At 43.1% G+C, this 19,966-nt stretch carries 16 protein-coding genes and 7 pseudogenes; 19 read left to right on the forward strand and 4 right to left on the reverse strand.

What is annotated here, in order from left to right; genetic code table 11:
• Nucleotides 1-32 precede the first annotated feature (32 nt).
• From GHH_RS04640 to GHH_RS04680, 10 genes and pseudogenes are all read left to right on the forward strand, one after another.
• A complete protein-coding gene (locus tag GHH_RS04640) occupies nucleotides 33-512 on the forward strand; it encodes a hypothetical protein (RefSeq protein WP_015374290.1) in 480 nt (159 codons plus the stop codon).
• Nucleotides 513-761: 249 nt separating this feature from the next.
• Entirely contained in the window at nucleotides 762-1,253 is a 492-nt protein-coding gene (locus tag GHH_RS19400; RefSeq protein WP_371198471.1) for a hypothetical protein, read from the forward strand.
• Entirely contained in the window at nucleotides 1,254-1,850 is a 597-nt protein-coding gene (locus tag GHH_RS04650; protein WP_015374292.1) for a hypothetical protein, read from the forward strand.
• An 89-nt stretch (nucleotides 1,851-1,939) separates the two neighbouring features.
• Nucleotides 1,940-2,338, forward strand: a complete 399-nt coding sequence (locus GHH_RS04655; protein ID WP_041470427.1) for a hypothetical protein — start codon at nucleotides 1,940-1,942, stop codon at nucleotides 2,336-2,338.
• Nucleotides 2,339-2,454: 116 nt separating this feature from the next.
• Nucleotides 2,455-2,682, forward strand: coding sequence for a hypothetical protein (locus tag GHH_RS04660; RefSeq protein WP_015374293.1), 228 nt, complete (start codon nucleotides 2,455-2,457; stop codon nucleotides 2,680-2,682).
• A gap of 90 nt (nucleotides 2,683-2,772) precedes the next feature.
• Nucleotides 2,773-3,651: an IS982-like element ISGsp1 family transposase gene (locus GHH_RS04665; protein ID WP_012748997.1), complete on the forward strand. Its 879-nt coding sequence runs from the start codon at nucleotides 2,773-2,775 to the stop codon at nucleotides 3,649-3,651.
• Nucleotides 3,652-3,997: 346 nt separating this feature from the next.
• Nucleotides 3,998-4,078: pseudogene (locus tag GHH_RS19405) on the forward strand (ribonuclease E inhibitor RraB); the annotation flags it as partial.
• Nucleotides 4,079-4,171: 93 nt separating this feature from the next.
• Nucleotides 4,172-5,080, forward strand: a pseudogene (locus GHH_RS04670) (RHS repeat-associated core domain-containing protein); the annotation flags it as partial.
• Between the two features lie 110 nt (nucleotides 5,081-5,190).
• Nucleotides 5,191-6,471: pseudogene (locus GHH_RS04675) on the forward strand (IS110 family transposase).
• 394 nt (nucleotides 6,472-6,865) lie between these two features.
• The gene (locus tag GHH_RS04680) at nucleotides 6,866-7,435 is read left to right on the forward strand and encodes a hypothetical protein (RefSeq protein ID WP_015374298.1); all 570 of its coding nucleotides are present in this window, start codon (nucleotides 6,866-6,868) and stop codon (nucleotides 7,433-7,435) included.
• 346 nt (nucleotides 7,436-7,781) lie between these two features.
• Here the strand turns inward: GHH_RS04680 and GHH_RS04685 are convergent.
• The 4 genes and pseudogenes from GHH_RS04685 to GHH_RS04700 all read right to left on the reverse strand — a co-directional run.
• Nucleotides 7,782-8,696, reverse strand: a pseudogene (locus GHH_RS04685) (IS701 family transposase); the annotation flags it as partial.
• Between the two features lie 55 nt (nucleotides 8,697-8,751).
• Nucleotides 8,752-9,504, reverse strand: a complete 753-nt coding sequence (gene istB, locus GHH_RS04690) for an IS21-like element helper ATPase IstB (protein ID WP_015374300.1) — start codon at nucleotides 9,502-9,504, stop codon at nucleotides 8,752-8,754.
• Nucleotides 9,501-11,006 carry an IS21 family transposase gene (gene istA, locus GHH_RS04695; protein WP_015374301.1) on the reverse strand — a complete coding sequence of 502 codons (1,506 nt, stop codon included), beginning with the start codon at nucleotides 11,004-11,006 and terminating at the stop codon, nucleotides 9,501-9,503. Before istA ends, istB begins: the two co-directional genes overlap by 4 nt.
• A 141-nt stretch (nucleotides 11,007-11,147) precedes the next feature.
• Nucleotides 11,148-11,573, reverse strand: coding sequence for an endonuclease domain-containing protein (locus GHH_RS04700; protein ID WP_041470430.1), 426 nt, complete (start codon nucleotides 11,571-11,573; stop codon nucleotides 11,148-11,150).
• Nucleotides 11,574-12,117: 544 nt separating this feature from the next.
• On the opposite strand from GHH_RS04700, the gene GHH_RS04705 reads away from it, so the two are divergent.
• The 9 genes and pseudogenes from GHH_RS04705 to GHH_RS19410 all read left to right on the forward strand — a co-directional run.
• Entirely contained in the window at nucleotides 12,118-13,308 is a 1,191-nt protein-coding gene (locus tag GHH_RS04705) for an ISL3 family transposase (protein ID WP_015374303.1), read from the forward strand.
• Nucleotides 13,309-13,792: 484 nt separating this feature from the next.
• A pseudogene (locus GHH_RS19695) lies at nucleotides 13,793-13,915 on the forward strand (IS256 family transposase); the annotation flags it as partial.
• A 395-nt stretch (nucleotides 13,916-14,310) separates the two neighbouring features.
• Nucleotides 14,311-14,721 (forward strand): Rrf2 family transcriptional regulator, encoded by a 411-nt coding sequence (locus GHH_RS04710; protein ID WP_015374305.1) that lies wholly within the window; start codon nucleotides 14,311-14,313, stop codon nucleotides 14,719-14,721.
• A 115-nt stretch (nucleotides 14,722-14,836) separates the two neighbouring features.
• On the forward strand, nucleotides 14,837-15,949 hold the full coding sequence (mnmA, locus tag GHH_RS04715; RefSeq protein WP_011230509.1) for a tRNA 2-thiouridine(34) synthase MnmA: 1,113 nt from the start codon (nucleotides 14,837-14,839) through the stop codon (nucleotides 15,947-15,949).
• A gap of 233 nt (nucleotides 15,950-16,182) precedes the next feature.
• Nucleotides 16,183-17,127, forward strand: a complete 945-nt coding sequence (locus tag GHH_RS04720; RefSeq protein WP_015374306.1) for an LLM class oxidoreductase — start codon at nucleotides 16,183-16,185, stop codon at nucleotides 17,125-17,127.
• Between the two features lie 62 nt (nucleotides 17,128-17,189).
• Nucleotides 17,190-17,834 (forward strand): SDR family oxidoreductase, encoded by a 645-nt coding sequence (locus GHH_RS04725; protein ID WP_015374307.1) that lies wholly within the window; start codon nucleotides 17,190-17,192, stop codon nucleotides 17,832-17,834.
• 33 nt (nucleotides 17,835-17,867) lie between these two features.
• A complete protein-coding gene (locus GHH_RS04730; protein WP_015374308.1) occupies nucleotides 17,868-18,716 on the forward strand; it encodes a sugar phosphate isomerase/epimerase in 849 nt (282 codons plus the stop codon).
• A 461-nt stretch (nucleotides 18,717-19,177) separates the two neighbouring features.
• Nucleotides 19,178-19,423: pseudogene (locus GHH_RS04735) on the forward strand (transposase); the annotation flags it as partial.
• A gap of 153 nt (nucleotides 19,424-19,576) precedes the next feature.
• Nucleotides 19,577-19,915 (forward strand): annotated as a pseudogene (locus GHH_RS19410) (DUF6431 domain-containing protein); the annotation flags it as partial.
• Nucleotides 19,916-19,966 lie beyond the last annotated feature (51 nt).

Below are 19,966 nucleotides of genomic sequence, written 5' to 3' on the forward strand. Positions count from 1 at the left end.
AAGTTCCACCTTTATATTAGGAGGAATTAGAGATGAAGAAAAAAAAGTTTAAGGCCGTCAAACTGGATGAATTATCAAAAACGAGAGTTTTCGAACTAGAAGAACAAATTGAAGAAATAATCGTGGATATACTTAACCAGTATCAGCAATTTTTTGTCCAAAATGGCTATATTTTAGATATTAAATTAGAACGAATTAATGAAGTTGATGCTTTGAAAGGTATTGAGGAGCATGGTATGGAAAAAGGTCAATGCTTTGAAACAAATTACTATTCTTTTGTTTGTTTAGCTATTAAAGATTCAAGTGGAAAATTAATTGGTAATGAAGAAGATGGGTATTTAATAGAAAATATCCATATTTGGAATGTCAACAAACCGTTTTTTTCATCAAAAAAGGGATATATAATCAATTTACCGCCTTTAGAAATAAAAAAGGAAATTGAAACAGTAATTAAAGATTTTGCGAGAGTTTTAAATATAAGCATTTCAGGGTCAAACACAATTAACAATTAATTCGAGCGCTGTTTTGTGTCAAATAATGGCGATTTATTAAGAAGTCCTTTGTAAAAGGCAAAAGATTTTAACCAAATGGAAATTTATAGGATGTATAACAATCTAAGTAGAGGACAGTTTATTTTGTTGGTATAAGAGTACCACATGCTAAATTATAGGAGTGTCGTCTGTATCATAGATGATAGAGACCCAGGGGATGCGGATGATATCCTTACACAAAACGGATATACGTACGCGAACAACAATCCAGTGATGCTGGTCGATCCGGATGGGCATTTTGTCTGGATAGCGATTAATGCGGGATTTGCGGCGTATGAAGGGTATAAGGCCTTTAAAAAAGGCGGTTGGAAGGCCGCGGCGATAGCCGTCGGTGTGGGACTTGTTGGCGGTGCTGCGTTTAAAGGAGCCAAAATTGCGTATAGGGCATATAAAGCGAAAAAAGTCCAAAAGCTTTTGGCTTATGTAGGCCAAAAATCTAAATACATTAACAAAACAAAAGGTAAAAGTGTTCGTAATATAGGAACTGATGTAAAGGTACTATCTTTTGTTAGAAATTTGGGAAAATCTGGTTGGGGCTACAGACGTGTTAAATCCAAAACACAAGATGTGCTCCTCTTTGAAAAAAATGGCGCAAGGTATGTTGTTCGAAGATATGCCAATTCATATGACGGTTGGGCTGCTGAATACACTCCGAAAGGGCGCAAAAAAGCAACTCTAAAAATTCGGCTAGGGGATGATTAAATGAACCTTGAAGAGTTCTTTATTAACAATAAAAACGATTATATTGAGATGAAAGAAACATTGAGTAACATTTTTATACTTAATCAATCAATGCCAAATCAGGTTTTTCATAGAGAGTATAATGGTTTCCTTTTTGGGGAATATCACGGTATGTATGAAGAGGAATTCTGGAAGGGATTACAAATATTGGCTCAAAAGTCAGGTGATAAATATATTCTATTGGCTGAACTAGAAAACTATTATAATGAAAGAATGGAAAGATATGAATGGGCTAAAATCCCGGTTGATCTTTCCTATGAAAATTATTTAGACATCTTAAATGCAGAACCTTTTGAGAATATTTATATTGGTTTGGTTGACTATAGCTGTAAATTAGTGTTTACCTCACCATCTCTACAATGGGGGGGTTGGGGAGAAAGAGATCAGGAGCTTTATGTATTTGCATGCAAAGAAAATTTTAAGTCTAAATTTAAAGAATCCCCCTTAACGGACGCTTTTCAGTTGAATGAAGCTTTAGATTATATTTATGCAATCTATCATGACAAGGAAGCCGCTAAATCGTTTTGTGAGAAGTTATTGGAAAACTACAAAAATTAGTAGCTTGTAGATAATACCATTTCAAAAATTAAAGGATTAAGGTAACTTTTGAAAAGCAAGAGAAGCTCCATTCTCTTGCTTTTTCATTGATGTTAGTGGATCCGGATGGGCATTATGTTCAGTTTATTATATGGGGTTATAGAGGATATAAGTTATATAAGGGTTATCAAAAATACAAAAAAATAAAAAATATTTCCAAGCTCAATAAAATCAAGAAAGGAACAGGTACTTATGTAATTAAATTCCGTAATGGCTATAGGTATATTGGTAAAGGCAGTTATAAACACGCAAAATATTCTGCAAGATCTAAAGCAAAGAAGTACGGAGATAAAGTAATATACAGAGCTTGGAGACCTGCTAGATCAGATGATGAAGCGTTTATCAGAGAGTATAAGCTGATGATGAAATACAAGTTTAAACAAGGGGGAGAGTTATATAATAAAATTCATAGTCCTGGAAGAAAGAAGTATTATAATTATTATGGATAATATTGAAAAATAAGTAAAAAGTGTGTTTAAAATAGTTTGACAAAAGCGTCTCCCCATTCAATTCTTGATGGAAGACGCTCATTGTCTTAACTTATACCTATGTTTTAGGAGGAGTTATGTATAAGATGATTGAAATAGACGGAATTAAAATCAAAGAAGAACCGACAGGGAATATAATCACAGTAAAATCTGAAAAATTAGATTTATGTATTGACATCATTAATCGTTATGATATCAAGAGAATAAATATAAGGGATGGTAGTTATCACTACCAAGATATTGATTTTCTAGAAAAATGCCCGAATGTTGAAGAGGTTTATATTTGCCATTACCCGTGGTGCTAGATAAACTTGATCAAGCATAAAAATAGCCCTTGCTGGCGGATCTCCAGTAGAATGAAAGTGTCACCCAACATTCGAAAGGAGAGATCCCCCATGCAAGAGCACTTTCATTTTACTACAGATCCAGCCAAACTTCAAAAACAATATGCCGCTATTTTCTGTTTTGTTTCTGCCCAACTGTCGTTGATTCAAATGTATCTTCATCGCCGCAACCGTCACTTGGTCAAGCAAGAAGACGAAGTGGTCATGGCGGTTCACCTTTTGGGGAAGCTGCTGGGCTTTTCTTCCGAACGAGCCTGGCATCGTTTTGTCACGGGAAATTTGTTCACAAACGGCTCGTTTCTTGAACGCTCCCGATACAACCGCCGCTGCCGGGCGCTTGGTTTCGCCATCAAATGGATCCGTCATGAGCTGGCGAAACGCGGCCAACACCATGCTTATGCGGTCGTCGACAGCTTGCCTCTTCCGTTGTGCCATCCCGCAAGAATGCAGCGCGTCAAGCGGTTTCGAGGGATCGCGGATATGGGGTATTGTGCTTCCAAAAAGCAATGGTACTACGGTTTCAAGCTGCATCTTCAAGTGACCAATCAAGGGCTGGCCATGGGCTATGTCGTGACGGAAGCGTCCTGCCACGACGTCAAAGCCGCTGAAACGGTGATGACTCAAATCCCTCATCCCTACAACTTTGGGGACAAAGGGTACATCAGCCACGCTCTTCGAGAAAAGCTGTACGAAGAACACCAAGCCGCGTTCTGGACACCGTCTCGACACAATCAAAAGCACGGCCCATCCAAGGCATGGGAAGAATGGATCCAAAAAAAACGCAAAGTCATCGAGACGGTGTTTTCGATTCTCGTAGACCAATACCGGATCACCGACATTCGAGCGAATTCCATTGCCGGGTTTGAAGTGGCACTCGATGGCATCTTGTTGGCTTATTCCTTGGTCACACTAGGGCTGGTTGAGCGCTGACACTCAACTAGCACCACGGGTATAGATAGTATTAAATTTCTTCGCGAGTTAGAGTACTTGGAAATAGAGTCTTGTAAAAAAATTAAAAGCTTCGAGTGTATAAAAGAGTTAAGACAATTAAAAAAGTTGATACTGGACAAAGTTGGCGATATTCCTTCACTTAGTTTTGTTAAAAATTTAAAACATTTAAAACATTTAGCTTTTGTCGAATGTAACGTAGTGGATGGTGATTTAAGTTACTGTCAAGGGATTGAATACGTATATTTTACACAAAAGAAACATTACTCGCATAAATTAAAAGATTTTAATTCAATCATTGGCGAATAACAAGGGAGGAGAATTTTTGATGAGATTTCCTAAAGACGAAGACGGGCAAACGTTGGAACTATTATATAAAAACGGTATTGATTTTAATAAAAAGCATCTACGAGAAACAAAATCAAAAATGGTGCATTTAGTCTTTTTAAGGTTATCCCGTGATTAAGGGATAATCTTTTTATTGTACAGTGAAGACAGTTGACGAATTCAAAAGAATGTGAATGGCGTCATTACGAACTACCACTACCAAGGAGACAGCCTCAACGTTCTGTATGAAACCGATGCGGATGGAAATGTGGTAAGATCATATATATACGGAGAAAACGGCCAGCTGTTGGCGATGAAAAAAGGTGGTGCCACGTACTTCTACCACTATAACGCCCATGGCGATGTCATCGCCTTAACGGATGCGCAAGGAAACATCGTGGCCCGTTACCAATACGATGCGTGGGGGAACATTCTTTCCCAATCGGGCGAGATGGCAGCCGAAAACCCATACCGCTACGCCGGATACCAATACGATGAAGAGACTGGGCTGTACTACTTGATCGCCCGTTATTACCACCCAACGCATGGCGTGTTCCTATCTTTAGACCCAGACCCAGGGGATGCGGATGACATTCTCACGCAGAATGGGTATGCGTATGCGAACAACAATCCGGTGATGTTGGTGGATCCGGATGGGCACTTCTTCTGGTTTGTAGTTAACGCTGGGTTTGCGACGTACGATGGGTATAAGGCGTATAAAACCGGAAGAGGATGGATGTATGTCGCTAAAAAAACGGCTCTTGGCGCGGTTGGTGGAGGAAAATTAAAACTTGTCAGACATACAGGGAAAAGCCTTAAATTTGTGTGGCTTCTTGGTAAAAATCCTAAAAAACATCGGACTAGGATTAATACCGATTTACCTGGTGGTAAAGCTGTAGCTAAAAGTATATTTAGGCACTTAACGAAAGGGAAAAAAGTCATTCAAAAAAGAGATGGAAATTCTGTGAGAAGGTATACCCCTGACAATAAATATCAAATTCGATATAAAAAGCGAAAAGACGGAACATGGAAGATTAATCTAGATTTAAAACGCGGCGGAGTTTATGAGGATATACATTTTTAAAAAGGAGCATTCCTGTTAGGAGCTTTTCCGGGGACTTGATCAAAAAAAGCCCTCTTGGTATGATGCAGGGGTGTCAACCACATCACTCACCATACCAAGGAGGACTTCAGATGAATTGTACACAAAACTATAAAATTGATCAAGTCACGGAACAAACGCTTGTCGTGGGCATCGATATCGCGAAACGAACCCACTACGCCTGCTTCGTGGATGACCGGGGGCGTGTGCTTCGCAAGTCGTTCCCGATCTTCCAGTCGAAAGAGGGGTTTCAACAGCTGTATGAAGCGATTCAGGGGGCGATGCAAGCGTTCGGGAAGTCACAGGTGATCGTCGCCGTAGAACCGACCGGGCACTACTGGTTGAACCTGGCCTACTTCCTCGAGGAAAACGGGATTCCGTTGGTCATGGTCAACCCGGCGCATGTGTGCCGGTCGAAAGAACTCGATGACAACCTGCCGACGAAACACGACGCCAAAGACGCCTTGGTCATCGCCAGACTGGCGAAAGACGGTCGATTCCTCGTCCCCCGGCTGCTGCACGAGATCGAAGCCGATTTGCGCGTCGGGAGCACGCTCAAAGAGAAGCTCCGCAAGGAACAGACGGCGGTGAAAAACGCGATCATCCGTTGGACGGATCGGTATTTTCCAGAGTTTTGGGCCGTGTTTCGCGACTTGGGGAAAACGGCGCTTTCGGTGCTGGAGTGGACGCCGCTTCCGGCCGATATGGCCGGCCGGACGGTGGAGGAGCTTCTTGAGGTGTACCGGCAAAGCGAAGGGGTGAAATGCCCGCAGAAGGCCAAAATTCAGGCGTTGATCGACGCCGCGAAGAACTCGATTGGGGTGACGGAAGGGACGACGATGGCCCGGTTTGAGATCGCCGCGCTCGTCCGCTGATACCGCCAATGGGAGGCTGAGATCGCCGCGCTGGACGCCGAGTTGAAGGCATTGGTTCAAACGACGATGGAGTACCAATGGTTGAAAACGGTCGACGGGTTGGGAGACGCCACGATCATCGATCTGCTGGCGGAGATCGGCAGCTTCGCCCACTATCGGGACCCGCGCCAATTGGTGAAGTTGGCGGGCCTGACGCTCAAGGAGAACTCCTCCGGCCAGCGCAAAGGGCAAAAGCACATCTCCAAACGGGGACGGAAACGGCTGCGCTCGGTGCTGTTTCGGGCGATGATTCCGCTGATCCGGCACAACGAGGCGTTTCGCGAGCTGCATGAATATTACACGACCCGCCCCGTCAACCCGCTGACCGGAAAGCAATCCATCGTCGCCTTGTGCCGGAAGCTGTTGAATGTGCTGTTTGCGATTTGTACGAAGAAACAAGCGTTTGACGCGGAGCGAATGAAGCAGGACGTCTTGTCCCAGGTGCAACGGGCGGCCTAAGGCCTCCCCCTGCGAACGGAAGAATCGTTGGACAACCAGATGACACCGGAGAAGCTGGCGTGATTTCATCCATTCGACCTTGAGTCCCTAAAGGAGCTTGGCCGGCCTCCGCCTGATGACGAGACCGAACGAGGGAATGTTGGCGCCAAGACGCCCGGAGACATGGGAGGGTTCGTCCTCATCAGCGACGCGGAGATCCAAAGGGTGCATCGAATATGCTTCCCCCACGGCAGGAAAATATACCCAGCCGTGGCCGCGAAGCGCACCCTAGGTCTGTAAGATATCCACAAAACTGAAAAAGGATGTAAGGGATTTTGTCGAAAAATATTTTTTGGACACCCCTGAGAGGCCGCAAAGCCTTGATACATCAACATTTCTACAGGGAGGGGTTCAATTGTCATCGGTACCACATTACCTTATTCCGATCCAAACAAAGCTTGATGATTTACGTAGTATTTCTCAATCACAACATATAAGAGTATTCATAAGTTCTTCAGATTTGGATCCTGATTATCGGGAAGCTTTTAGCTGCATGCAAGTCGTATTACAGGTGAATCATCATGAATTTTATGTAGTGACGGCGGAACAAACGGAAATCGCTTATAAAGCAGAGATTGACCATCTTTTAATTGTAAAGGAAAAAGAAGTACCAAAATTACAATCGTTTAATCCTAAAGAGAAACTAGAGTTTATTCAAATAAAAGAAATGCAATCTCAAAATGGATTTCAGCTTATTACTTTTTTGGAGGATGCATACTATTGTAAAACGAACTCCAATGAGCTAGATTTTACTTTTGAGGCAGGGGCAGCCCTTATGTTAGCCAATAATGATGAAAAACTTTTAATTAGCCTTGGAAATACTCCGTATGTGCTCCTTGCGACCTCAAACATCGAAGATATTGATAAGATTTTATTAAAAAAGGAGTTAAAACCTTATACATTAGTGATGAAGCCTATCATTTAACTTCCCTCCGAAAGAAGTCTCCTACTTCTAAACGTGAAGGTGCGCCAGCACCAGTGAAAGTGGGAGATGAATTTCGGTTGGCGTTAGCCAACGAATAGGATAGAATATGGCTAGAACGGACACCTTCGGAACGAAGGGAAGCGTAAAGGGTTCTTGTGTGTGGCTTACCGTTCAGCGAACACACACAAGTCGCTTGAAGCCCCCACCTCTAAGCGAAGCGTAGGTGGTGGGTAGTTCACAAAGAGGAAGCGATCTTTTTGTTAAACTCGATGATAAAATCGTAACTGTAGATGAGCATTTTTCATTACAATAATTTCCATGCTTTAAGAGACAAACAGGGTCCCCCTTAGGCGACATGGAGCTGTTTTTTGATCACATCAATGGGAATCTCTTGCTTCGCGGCGTTATAAATGAACTCGACGACGCTGTGGCCTTTCCGTGATCGAAGAAGCTCCAGTCCAGCGGAAAGGTTTTGTTGGGATTCGGCGATGCTGTACACGCAGGCCAAGAGCACCACCGCCCAATACCGTTTCACCGCCCGAATGTGGCGAACGCGGTATCCATCCAGCTTCAGTTGATCTTTCGCTTGCCGGAAAAAGCATTCGATTGTCCAACGCTGGGCATAGTAACGCAAGATGTCTTCGTCCCCGAGCTCCCGGTCGGTGCTCAAGACGCAATGGAGATGTTCCGGTGTCATCGGCTGATCCGCCTTCCAAGCCAGCAGCACCACCGCGTCATCGAGGCCATGGATCGCCCCCTCATAGCGATACACGCGGTAACGCTCCTGACCCACCGTGACGAGGCGGGTGTCTTGGGGCTCGATATAGCGGGCGAACTGCTTGGCTTGGACGGCGATGCCTTTCGGATAAAGAATCCGGTTCGCCTTGAGCATGGCGATGACATGGAATCCCTTGCTCAAGCAGGTTTCGATGAGCGTTTTGGACGGGTACCACGAATCCATGAGCACATACACCGGCTGAGTCAGCTTCACCTTGATCGAGGAAAGCATCTCCATCGCCAGGTCGATTTTGCTTCTTCCGGCCTTCTTGTCATACAAGCGGAACGCGAACGGAAACGCCTGCGTGAAGGTGTGCACCATCAGCCAAACGAGCGAATGCCCCCAAACCGATTGATGATCTTTATGCGAGTAGTGCCAATCACACCCTTGAATGGCGTGTGCAGCCCGTGACGAAGGCTTCGTTTTTTGGCAAATCGTATCATCAATTGAAACAAAAAGGGGTTGATGTTTGTTTTTTGCAAGCAAAAAATGCAGAGAAGTGCAAGAAAAAATACATAGGCTTGCCAGCTCAATGAATTTACCTTTCAACCGAGTGAGAAGGGAGCGACTGAACGGCAGAAAGCGCGTGCCGCAAGCGGTAGCTCTCTCCCGTAAACGCGAGAATGTGGGCGTGATGGACCAAACGATCCACCAGCGCTGCCGTCAGGCGGTTGTCCCCAAACACTCGATTCCACTGTCCAAACTCTAAATTCGATGTCACGATGACACTTTTTCGTTCATAACAATCGGCAATGATGTGAAACAGCAGTTCCGATCCCTGCTTTTGAAAAGGTACATAGCCGAGTTCGTCCAAAATCAACAACTCGCATGTGTCGATTTGCCGTTTGAGCCGTCCGAGGATGCCGTCTTTTAACGCCTCTTCGAGCTGGGCGACAAGATCGGCGACACGGAAAAACCGAACTTCATGGCCCCGTTCACACGCTTTTAATCCTAATGCGGTGGCGAGATGGGTTTTTCCTGTTCCCGGCGAACCTAAAAGCAGGACGTTCTGTTTTTGCTCCAAAAAGCAAAGGTCGCAAAGTTCTTCCTTCGAGGTCGTGGTCGGCCAATGAATCTGATCCGACCATTCGTAATCTTTGAGCCATTTCAACTCCCGGAACTTCGCCTTCTTGATCAATCGAGCCTGTTTTGCTTTCTGACGGAACGACAGCTCCAACGCCAACACATCACGTAAAAACTGTTCCTTGGTCTCGTAGGCCACCTCCTCGAATCGATCCGCGATGTACGCCAAATGCAGGGCTTTACAAATCTCTTTTAAATCCATCTTCATGCCCGGCTTCCCCCTTCCCTTGACGGACAAAGACGTTGATCATACACATGTAAATCGGTTTCATAGTCGACTAAAACGGAAGGGGTATAGGCTTCTTCCCATTTCGCGGGATACTCCGAACGCTTCGCCTCCATCAACACCCCGATCTCATGGGGCGCCAAATCCCACCGTTGATACTTGTCAAGCCACTGGGCGATCTCATAGACGGTGTACCGGTCCAGCAGCTTCTGCACCCCTCGAATGCGTGATGCCGTCTGTTTCGGTTGTTCCATGAAGTATTTCCTAATGGCCTCCGGCAAGTAAACTCGAAACCGCGAATACTCCACCACCCGGGGCTTTTGCGCCCATTCCGCCAAAATGTCCTTCCAAGGGAGCTCCCGTTGCTTTTTCGTGTACGGCCTTGGCGCTTCCAGGTACACCTCCCCTTCCTGGGACAAAACCATGAAACGATCCCATTCCTTTTTGACAAGGACACGGTTGGGAACCGGGATCCCATGAACCACAAACGCCTCCCCATCCACCGTTACTTCCCCGTATTTATTGACATTAGCGTGGTGGAAGGAGAAGATCGGGAGATCTCTCTCCGGCAGGACAAGCAACTCCTTTTGTTCTTCCTGCCATAATTCCTCAATGGTTCTCCCTTTTTCATAGTGGGGGCGGGCTCGATCTTCGATCATCTTGCGATGCAGCCACTCCGCCAGTTCTTCATCCCCCTCGATCAACGGAGCAGGGACAAAGCAGTGTTGACGAGTATAGTAAACTTTCCGTTCGACATTCCCTTTTTCGTGTCCGCTATACGGATTGCACGCCTGTACGTCAAACCGGTAATGAAGCCGGAATCGCTCAAATGCTTCAGTATATTGACGTTCGCCTCCTTTTCGGATCGAAACCACCGCCGCCGCCAAATTGTCGATGCGCAGTTTTCTCGGGACGCCTCCGGCTTGGCGAAACAGCTGAGTGAGCCCGTAAAGAAAACATTCGCTGTTTTCCGCCGGCAATGGATACGCATACGCGGCGTTGCTGTACGGAAAGCTCAAAATCAGAATTGATCGGTCTTCCTCTTTTCCCTCCTTCGTCACAACGGACATGGTGCCGAAATCCACCTGCGCTTCCCCCGGAGGGTGTTCCAGCCTCTCGTAACGCTGTTCCTTCTCCAGCTTAAGCTGAGGTCTTCGTTTTTGAACGTAGGCGCAAACCGTTCGATAAGACCCTTTAAAGTCATGTTCCTGCTTTAATTGTTCGTACATCTTCTTGCTTGTCCGCCGTTGTTTTCTTGGCAGTTTGGCGTCCTCCTCCAGCCAGTCATCAATGATTTGACCGTATCCTTCTTCCTCCATCATTCCCCGTTTTCTCTTTATTTTTTGTCTGACCGAAATGTCTCCATCCGCATATTTCTTGACTGTTCTCCAGTTAAATCCCGTCCTACGGACAATTTCGGAAAGCGATAACCCTTTCTTTTCACGCAAATGTTTGATATGATGAATTTCAGGCATTGCTAGCATCCTTTCATTACCTCCACTGTTTTGTTCTTCACAACCTTAAACAGTAGAGGGTATTTTAGGAGCTGGCAAGCCTTTTTTTTATGCCATGAAGCTCTGCACTTTTTTGTTGCAGAACTCTGTACTTTCATTTTGCACTAAACATTAAGCGTTTATCTCTTCTTCGATTCGTTTAATAACGTCAGCTAAACTCCCATTAATCATGCTGCCGCTGAATCGCAGCACTTTCCATCCCTTGCTTCTCAAATAAGCATCCTTTTGTCTGTCCCTTGCTTTTTGTTCCAGTGTAGAATGATAAGCCTTCCCATCGCATTCGATAGCAATTTTATATTGAGGTAAGGCAATATCAATTCGATAACGAGCGGGAGGAACGACATATTGTGTTTTCACATAATACCCGCTGATTTTTAACGCCTCATACAATCGCCGCTCGATAGGGCTTTCGCATTTCACATATTCATAATCGAGGTGTGGTGCCGGTAACGGATTTTTCTTTAATCGAATCTGATGAAGGATAAACAACACGATGCTCAAACCAAGAAGCCCGAAAAATACAATGTAATCAACCATAACAACATCACCGGTATTAGGTTCGCCAGTTACAAATAAAATAAACCGTAACCATGCGGACAGTTTCATATATCAAAAAAGTCTGTTGGTTTTACATTTTTAAAGCAGACATGATCTTTTATTTTAACGCTGGACGAAGTGAGATAAAAAACAGGTGGGGATCCTAAAATTTGATCCCCTTAAATAGGCTCCAGCCGGATTGCCGCAGGCAAGGAGGCGGTCAGCCGAGAAGACCAGTGCGAGAGTATCTCTTAATGTGAATAGTAATTTTTGTAGAGATATTTTTACCATTTTTGTTTGGCAAATAAATCAATAAAAATACAATCCCGTCTGACATTAATTTGACGGGATTGTACATAGTATTTCATTTAATTTTATGTTGTTATTTTCGCTAATCAGCGATACCATTTTCTAATTTATCGAATTTCGATTATTTTGTTGGTTCATCACCAAATTTTGTGATTTAGTGACAAAAAAGAGAAAGCACTGACGAGATCCTGGCAATAATGTTAGCGGTGAAATAAACATTAGGGAGGTCTCGTAAGTGCTTTCTATATCACTAGGATTGCCAGAATTTAAAGTGATTAAACACGAACTTCTTTCCTATGGTTATGCGATTCATGTAGAGAAAACAGAGACACAGGAACGTTGCCCTCATTGTGGGTTTGCCACTTCCTCCGTCCACGACAGACGGACAAGAAAAGTACGGGATTTGGCGATTTTCCATCAACCGGTGTACTTGTTCGTAAAGGTAAAGCGCTATCGGTGTTGGAATTGTTCTCAAGTGTTTTCCGCCTCTTTGGAATCGATTCCACCCAATCAACATTACACCAATCGATTTTGTGAGTATTTGTATGAACTTTGCGAAGGCACCACCATTCAAGAGGTTAGTCGAAAGCACCGCATCCCATATACGACATTGGAACGCATTTATTACTCCATCGCATCGAAAAAAGCAAAAGAGCGTCAAACAGCGATAGAAGCATCTTCTCAAGAAGGAATGGTGCTTAGTTTAGATGAAATCGCTGTAAAAAAGGGACATCAGTATGAAACTGTATTGATGGATGCCAGAGCCGGATCGGTCATGGGAATGCATGCCGATCGCCAATGTGACTCCGCCATCAACTTGTTGAGTCAAAATATCCTGTCGAAAGAAATGGTCCAAACGGTGATTCTTGACATGTGGGGACCTTATCATAAGGCGGTTCGCGCCCTGTTTCCATCTGCTTCGATTGTCATCGATAAGTACCATGTGGTTCAAAAAGTGACACAAGCCTTGGATCAAGCAAGAAAGGAATTTTCTCCATTGAAAAAGGCTCGATATCTTCTCTTAAAAGGCTGTGAAAAGCTTCGTAAGGACCAACGGCTTCGATTAGACGATATCTTGGAGGAGTATCCAGCACTTTCCATTGCTTATGATCTGAAAGAGTTGTTTCGGGATTTTTACCGAACCGATGGATATAACGAAGCAAAGGAACGCTTGGAAGAATGGATTCAGTTAGCCAAACAGAGCCCTTTTGCTTCTTTTCAGGAAGCAGCCAACACGCTTGAAAGGTGGAAGGAGCCTATTCTTTCCTACTTTTTGTGCCCATATACGAATGCCCGAATCGAGGGGACGAATCACAAGATCAAAAACATCAAACGCCAGGCATATGGCTATCGAAATCTAGAACGGTTTCGTTTGCGTGTATTTCTGGAGTGTACAGGGAACACTACAGGTAGTCAGGCTGCCTAAGCGCTCCCTTCTTCCGCTATCGGTATGATAGTTGGTAGAATGGAACCCGTCAAGGAAAGCACTTGACTGTTTCCATTCTACCAACTTCGTGGTCTGTATGCGGAAGAAGGATCCTGACTGATGAACCTATTTCATCCAGCTAACATGTATCTAGGATTGAGTAGAAATCACAGAAAATGGTGAAGACCCCTAAATAAAAATCTAAATACTAGAAAAACTAAAGCGACAGAAACAAAAATAATAAGAACTGAAGAAGCCTGAAAAAAGAAATCACCAATTCCCATTTTCTATTCCCCCCATTTCTTGATTTAATTTACAATACATAAAGATTATAACATATTGAATTTAATTAATCGTTAATTTTTCTGATAAATCGATGATGTATAAAAGTTTGTGTAAAGCATTTTGCTAGAACAAAAGAAAAAAGGTAGGGTATTCTCTGATTTGGACCACAACACATTCCAGAGAAAGGAGAACCCTACCTATGTCTGAAAGTATACCGAATGTCGACTGGGCAAATCAACTGGAAAGTGTCATTCGTCAGTTTGTAAAGGAAAAATTAGAACTGATCATGCGGGAAGAAATCAAGAATTTCCTCGAAATAGAACACGATGTAATAAATTTAAAATATATTTCGAGTTGTTAACTCTGTAAAAAAGAATAAGGACACAAGAATTATAGCCCCTATTTTCATATTTACGATTAAGTATCAAAATTGGTGCAATAAATATATGCTATCTTCCATGGGAGAACGGAAATTCTTCTTTAATCTGTGGTGCCGCGAAGCGATGGGCTAATGGGATAGTTTAGTTGAAAAAGGGGGGAATTGTACAAGGAGACAGAATATTACAAGTAAAAAGCTTTCGGGGGAAGTGTGAAGATGAAAATTGAAGATATATATAATGATTTACCAACACTCGAAACTGAAGGACTTTAGAAATTATTTGCAATTGACAATATCAACTGTAATCATTATTATTACAGTTAGGAGGAAGGTTCATTATGAATAGCGATTTTTCGATTGCTGTTCACTGCGTCGCTTACCTGGCCCAAAAGCAAAGCCAACGAGTGACCAGTGAAGACATTGCCCAAAGTGTTTCTGTCCACCCAGCAAGATTAAGGAAAATTTTGAGCATATTAAGGAAAGAAAATATTATTACTTCTAAAGAAGGGGCAAAAGGCGGATTCTCTTTAAACGATTCACCGGAACATATTACGTTAGACAAAATATTTAAAATCACTAGTGAGGAAACGCTTGTACCGAAATGCCCTGATTCCAATGAGAATTGTCCAATAGGCAGAAATCTATCAAATATACTCATTCGCGTTTTTCACAATGCGGAAGAACACTTTTTAAATTATTTAAAAGGTGTAACGATCAAAGATATCATTGATGAAATCAATAGTAGTTAGGTTTTCATGCCTGAAACAAAAGTACGACTAATGTTTTTATGTTAGTTGTGCTCCATCAATTTTTTTTAAACATAACTGTAACAAAAAATATTTCAGTTTAAGAAGGTGAATAAGGTTGAAGAAAAAACGGGTTGTCGTTGGAATGTCGGGTGGGGTTGATTCCTCTGTGGCAGCCTACCTTTTAAAACAAGAGGGGTATGACGTAATCGGTGTATTTATGAAAAATTGGGATGACACTAATGACGATGGTGTATGTACAGCAACGGAAGATTACGAAGATGTTAAGAGAGTTGCCAATCAACTCGGGATTCCTTATTACAGTGTGAACTTCGAAAAAGAATATTGGGATCGAGTATTTACGTACTTTATAGATGAGTTGAAACGGGGGCGAACACCAAATCCAGATGTTTTATGCAATACAGAAATTAAGTTTAAAGCGTTTGTTGACTACGCTCTTTCACTAGATGCTGATTATATCGCGACAGGCCATTACGCAAGAATCAACAGAGAAAATGGCCAAATCGCCTTATTGCGTGGAAAAGATCCCAATAAAGATCAAACGTATTTTCTTAGCCAATTAACAGCAGAGCATTTGTCAAAAGTCCTGTTTCCTATTGGAGAATTAACGAAAGATGAAGTACGAAAAATCGCTCAAGAATTGAACCTTGTTAACGCCAATAAAAAAGATAGTACAGGAATCTGTTTTATTGGAGAAAGAAATTTCAAAAACTTTTTAAAGAATTATTTACCGGCACAGCCCGGAGAAATTCGTTCTCTAGATGGAGAAGTGCTAGGTACTCATGATGGGTTGATGTACTATACGATTGGCCAACGAAAAGGACTTGGAATCGGTGGAAAAGGAACAGGGGAACCTTGGTATGTCGTCGATAAAGATTTAGAAAACAACGTTTTACTCGTCGCTCAAGGTAAAAATCATCCTGCTCTGTTTTCTACCGGTCTTATTGCATCGAACATTAGCTTTATTAACGGGGATGTTCGTCCACGTACATTTGCATGTACAGCTAAATTCAGATACCGTCAAGAAGATCAGAAAGTAACCGTTCATATTCGTCCGAATGGAACGGCTTTTGTGGAATTCGAAAAACCAGTTAAAGCCGTTACTCCAGGACAAGTAGCGGTATTTTATGACAATGATGTTTGTCTTGGCAGTGCGATTATTGACGAAGTGATAAAAATGGATGCTTCAACTGCCACTGCGGCATCTTAAAACAATACACTATTTGACTATAGAATGACACCCTGTATGCACGCTATCTTGTCAGGAATAATAAGTGCTGTGATAAGGAATAAATCTCGGGGAATTTTATCGGCTATCGTACAAAGAGTAACTACAAAACATCATACTGAATCATCTTTAAGATATTTTATGTTTTGATGGAACGCTTTTCTAGATACAACGAAATTAAAAAAATTAAAAAATAATTGGAAGGTAGATGTGAAATGGAAAAATTTAAAAATCACAAAGGGTATTCACGCATGTATCAAGAAAACAAACTAACTTTAGGATTGTTCTTTCCGATTGAATCGTATATGGGCGATGTCCCTGAGATGAATATAGAAAAGCAAATGAAGTTAGCCAAACGAGCAGAAGAACTCAATTTCGCTTCATTATTTGTGAGAGATGTACCGTTGCGCGATCCTAATTTCGGGGATGTCGGGCAAATATATGACCCGTTTACGTATTTAGGGTATGTTGCTGCCAACACAGAAAAGATTGCCTTGGGAACGGGAAGTATTATTTTAACATTGCGCCATCCTCTTCATGTCGCAAAAGCGGCGGCTTCTGTAGACAGATTATCTGGTGAAAGACTTATTCTCGGTGTCGCAACAGGTGACCGTCCAATCGAGTTTCCAGCATTCTCTGTGAATCCAGAAGATCGGAGCGAATTATTCCGAGAAGCAATTGGTGTCATGAAAAAAGCATGGAAAGAGCATTTTCCTGCCATTGACTCTTTACGAGTGCATATGACAAATGGAGATCTTTTGCCAAAACCGAAATTGTCAGACATACCAGTAATGGTGACAGGTCACAGTGGACAGTCTCCTGAATGGATTGCTGAACATAGTGATGGTTGGATTTACTATCCACGTGCACTCAAATTTCAAAGAGCATTAATCGAGAATTGGCGTTCGTTAACAGAGGAATTTAAGCCATTTACCCAATCGCTTTATGTTGATTTGGCGGAAGACCCATATCATGTACCAATACCGATTCATCTTGGATTCCGTACGGGCCGCGTTTTCCTTATCGAATTTCTTGAAGCTTTACGAGATGCAGGTGTGAACCATGTCATCATCAACTTAAAATATGGCCAACGCCCAGTAGAAGAAGTGATCGAAGAATTAGGTGAATTTGTGCTTCCACACTTTCCGGCTTTATCATGATGAGGACAATCCATTTGGTTGATAACCTTTAAAGACGTAAATATAAGAAAGGGAGGATGCGTATGAAAGTTTTGGTCATTGGCGCCAACGGAAAAGTAGGCAAACAAGTGGTGAGCATGCTTCATGCGCATGAGCGGCACACCGTTCGTGCAATGGTTCGAAAACAAGAGCAATTGGAGGCTTTTCAGAAAAAAGGAATTGAAGCGGTACTCGCTGATCTTGAAGGTACTGTCGATGAAATTGCCGAAGCAGCCAAAGGCTGTGACGCGATCGTATTCTCTGCCGGTTCAGGTGGACACACAGGAGCGGATAAGACATTGCTTGTCGATTTAGACGGTGCCGTAAAAGCGATGGAAGCTGCAGAAAAAGTCGGAATTAAACGATTTGTCATGGTGAGCTCATTCCAGGCCCACAACCGTGAGAACTGGCCAGAAAACCTCAAACCTTATTATGTCGCTAAACATTATGCTGACCGTATGTTAATGAATAGTGGTTTAAATTATACGATTATTCGTCCTGGATATCTTCTTAATGAAAAAGGCACAGGGTTGGTTGCTGTAGCAGAAAACTTAAATGTCGGGAGCATTCCACGTGAAGATGTAGCAAGAACAATCGTTCAATCTCTTGATGAACCAAATACGTATAAAAAAGCATTCGATTTAATGTCGGGGGATACAGAGATTGCGGAAGCATTGAAATCACTGTAATGAAGCATTCATCCGAAGGGAGAATTTAGAAACATGGCTTACAAATTTTATGCAATGGATTTTGCTTTTTATAACTCCATGGGCATTTATAGCTTTGAAGCTCGGTGTGAAATGCTAAAAGAGATCGGGTATGATGCGACCCATTTATCCGTCTGGCACGGAGAACGGTGGAGAGATGTAGAGAAGCTGAAAAACGTTAAGGAGAAATATGGACTGGATGTCGCTGGCGTGTACGTTGTGTTAGACCTTTCATTAGGTGAGGACCATCCAAGAAATACGGGTATTTTAAAAATGCTGGAGATCATGGAAGGATGCTCCACGGTCGAGCTGGCGATTCAATCTGTCGGACATCATATACGCCCTTCAGACCCTAAAGGGGACGACATCGCTGTGAAGTGGCTGGAAAAAGCACTGAAGATTGCGGAACGAAGAAACATTAATATCTTACTTTACACACACTTATCATTCTGGGTTGAACGCCATGAAGATGCAGTAAGACTTTGCAAGCGTCTCAATCATCCTAATCTCGGCATTGTATTTTGCGGCTACCATTGGTACGCAGTCGATGGAACAAACCTATTAGGTACACTTAGAGCGGTATCCCCTTACTTAAAACAAGTAAACATTTCTGGCAGCCGCCGAGATCCTCACGGTTTTGGGGGAGTGGCGACAATCGAGCCTTTGGATGTCGGAGAGTTAGATAATTTTGCGTTGCTTGGACAGCTTAAAAAGATGGGCTATAATGGGATGATTGGCTACCAAGGTTGGGGTGAAGGAGGCGACGCTTACAGCAAGCTAAGCCGTTCACTCAAAGCGTTCCGCGATATGGAGCGTAGACTTGAGGCACACCCACATTGGGCGGATTTAAAATTAACTCCATAATCATTCCTTCATCCGCTCCTTTGATTGATTCGTTTAAAGGATACAGGTTGGCTAAATAATAATACCTGTCAAATAGATACGTATAAAAGAGTGAACCTTATGCGGCAAGAGTTCGGCATTCCACCGGACTCTTGCCGTATTTTGTTTATATTCGTTTTTCGTTATAGTTGGATAAAGATGAGATGAATAAGGGATACATAACAGATATCAGCTTCATCGAATTGAAGCTCCAATCATGATTCTAATGATAAATTTTAGGTTCATCACCAAATTTTGTGATTTAGTGACAAAAAACATCCATGAGTAAATTTTACTCCCCACCCAGGCATGAAAATCCATCTCTCCTTCCATAATGGAGCATTCCCGTTAGGAGCTTTTCCGGGGACTTGATCAAAAAAAGCCCTCTTGGTATGATGCAGGGGTGTCAACCACATCACTCACCATACCAAGGAGGACTTCAGATGAATTGTACACAAAACTATAAAATTGATCAAGTCACGGAACAAACGCTTGTCGTGGGCATCGATATCGCGAAACGAACCCACTACGCCTGCTTCGTGGATGACCGGGGGCGCGTGCTTCGCAAGTCGTTCCCGATCTTCCAGTCGAAAGAGGGGTTTCAGCAGCTGTATAAAGCGATTCAGGAGGCGATGCAAGCGTTTGGGAAGTCAGAGGTGATCGTCGCGGTGGAGCCGACCGGGCACTACTTGTAAATTATCACTTTATTTCCGCACAAAAAAGACTTTTTTTTGCACATTCCTTCGGAATATCCCTCTCCCCCTTTCCGAAAGAATGTGCTAAATTTTTTGTGAATTATTTCAGAATGGGACATGGGTGATTTCCAGAGGGGGGACGAGGACGTGATTCGGTTTCATGACTTTCAGGTCGATGTCCAGACATATACCCAGCGGGGAAAACAAAACGACTTTCCCCTTCTTAAGCGGTGCCCTCATTGCCAGGCAAAACGACCTCTTTATCGCCATGGGTACTACGAACGAAATGCCGTGACGTCGCATCAGTCTTATCGCATTTGGATCGCTCGGTATCGCTGCCCGGAGTGCAGGAGGACGGTGGCCGTGTTGCCTTCATTTCTTCTCCCCTATTTTCAGTATACGTTGCCCACCATATGGAGAGTGGTGAAAGAACGGTTGGGCCTGACTCCGAAACGGGGGATGGAGGAGGCTCCACCATACCCGTCAAGTTTAGCGGTATAAAATTTTTAAGACGATACTCGTGTTCATCCCCGCAGT

It is taken from the genome of Geobacillus sp. GHH01, assembly GCF_000336445.1.
GTDB classification, from domain to species: domain Bacteria; phylum Bacillota; class Bacilli; order Bacillales; family Anoxybacillaceae; genus Geobacillus; species Geobacillus zalihae.

Bases quoted from the DNA above. Each gene is read 5' to 3' on its own strand.
- GHH_RS04730 (WP_015374308.1), top strand. From the start codon at position 17,868: ATGGCTTACAAATTTTATGCAATGGATTTTGCTTTTTATAACTCCATG.
- istB (WP_015374300.1), bottom strand. From the start codon at position 9,504: ATGAAGATGGATTTAAAAGAGATTTGTAAAGCCCTGCATTTGGCGTAC.
- GHH_RS04725 (WP_015374307.1), top strand. From the start codon at position 17,190: ATGAAAGTTTTGGTCATTGGCGCCAACGGAAAAGTAGGCAAACAAGTG.
- GHH_RS04650 (WP_015374292.1), top strand. From the start codon at position 1,254: ATGAACCTTGAAGAGTTCTTTATTAACAATAAAAACGATTATATTGAG.
- istA (WP_015374301.1), bottom strand. From the start codon at position 11,006: ATGCTAGCAATGCCTGAAATTCATCATATCAAACATTTGCGTGAAAAG.
- GHH_RS04720 (WP_015374306.1), top strand. From the start codon at position 16,183: ATGGAAAAATTTAAAAATCACAAAGGGTATTCACGCATGTATCAAGAA.
- GHH_RS04640 (WP_015374290.1), top strand. From the start codon at position 33: ATGAAGAAAAAAAAGTTTAAGGCCGTCAAACTGGATGAATTATCAAAA.
- GHH_RS04665 (WP_012748997.1), top strand. From the start codon at position 2,773: ATGCAAGAGCACTTTCATTTTACTACAGATCCAGCCAAACTTCAAAAA.
- GHH_RS04655 (WP_041470427.1), top strand. From the start codon at position 1,940: ATGTTAGTGGATCCGGATGGGCATTATGTTCAGTTTATTATATGGGGT.
- GHH_RS04700 (WP_041470430.1), bottom strand. From the start codon at position 11,573: ATGGTTGATTACATTGTATTTTTCGGGCTTCTTGGTTTGAGCATCGTG.
- GHH_RS04710 (WP_015374305.1), top strand. From the start codon at position 14,311: ATGAATAGCGATTTTTCGATTGCTGTTCACTGCGTCGCTTACCTGGCC.
- GHH_RS04660 (WP_015374293.1), top strand. From the start codon at position 2,455: ATGTATAAGATGATTGAAATAGACGGAATTAAAATCAAAGAAGAACCG.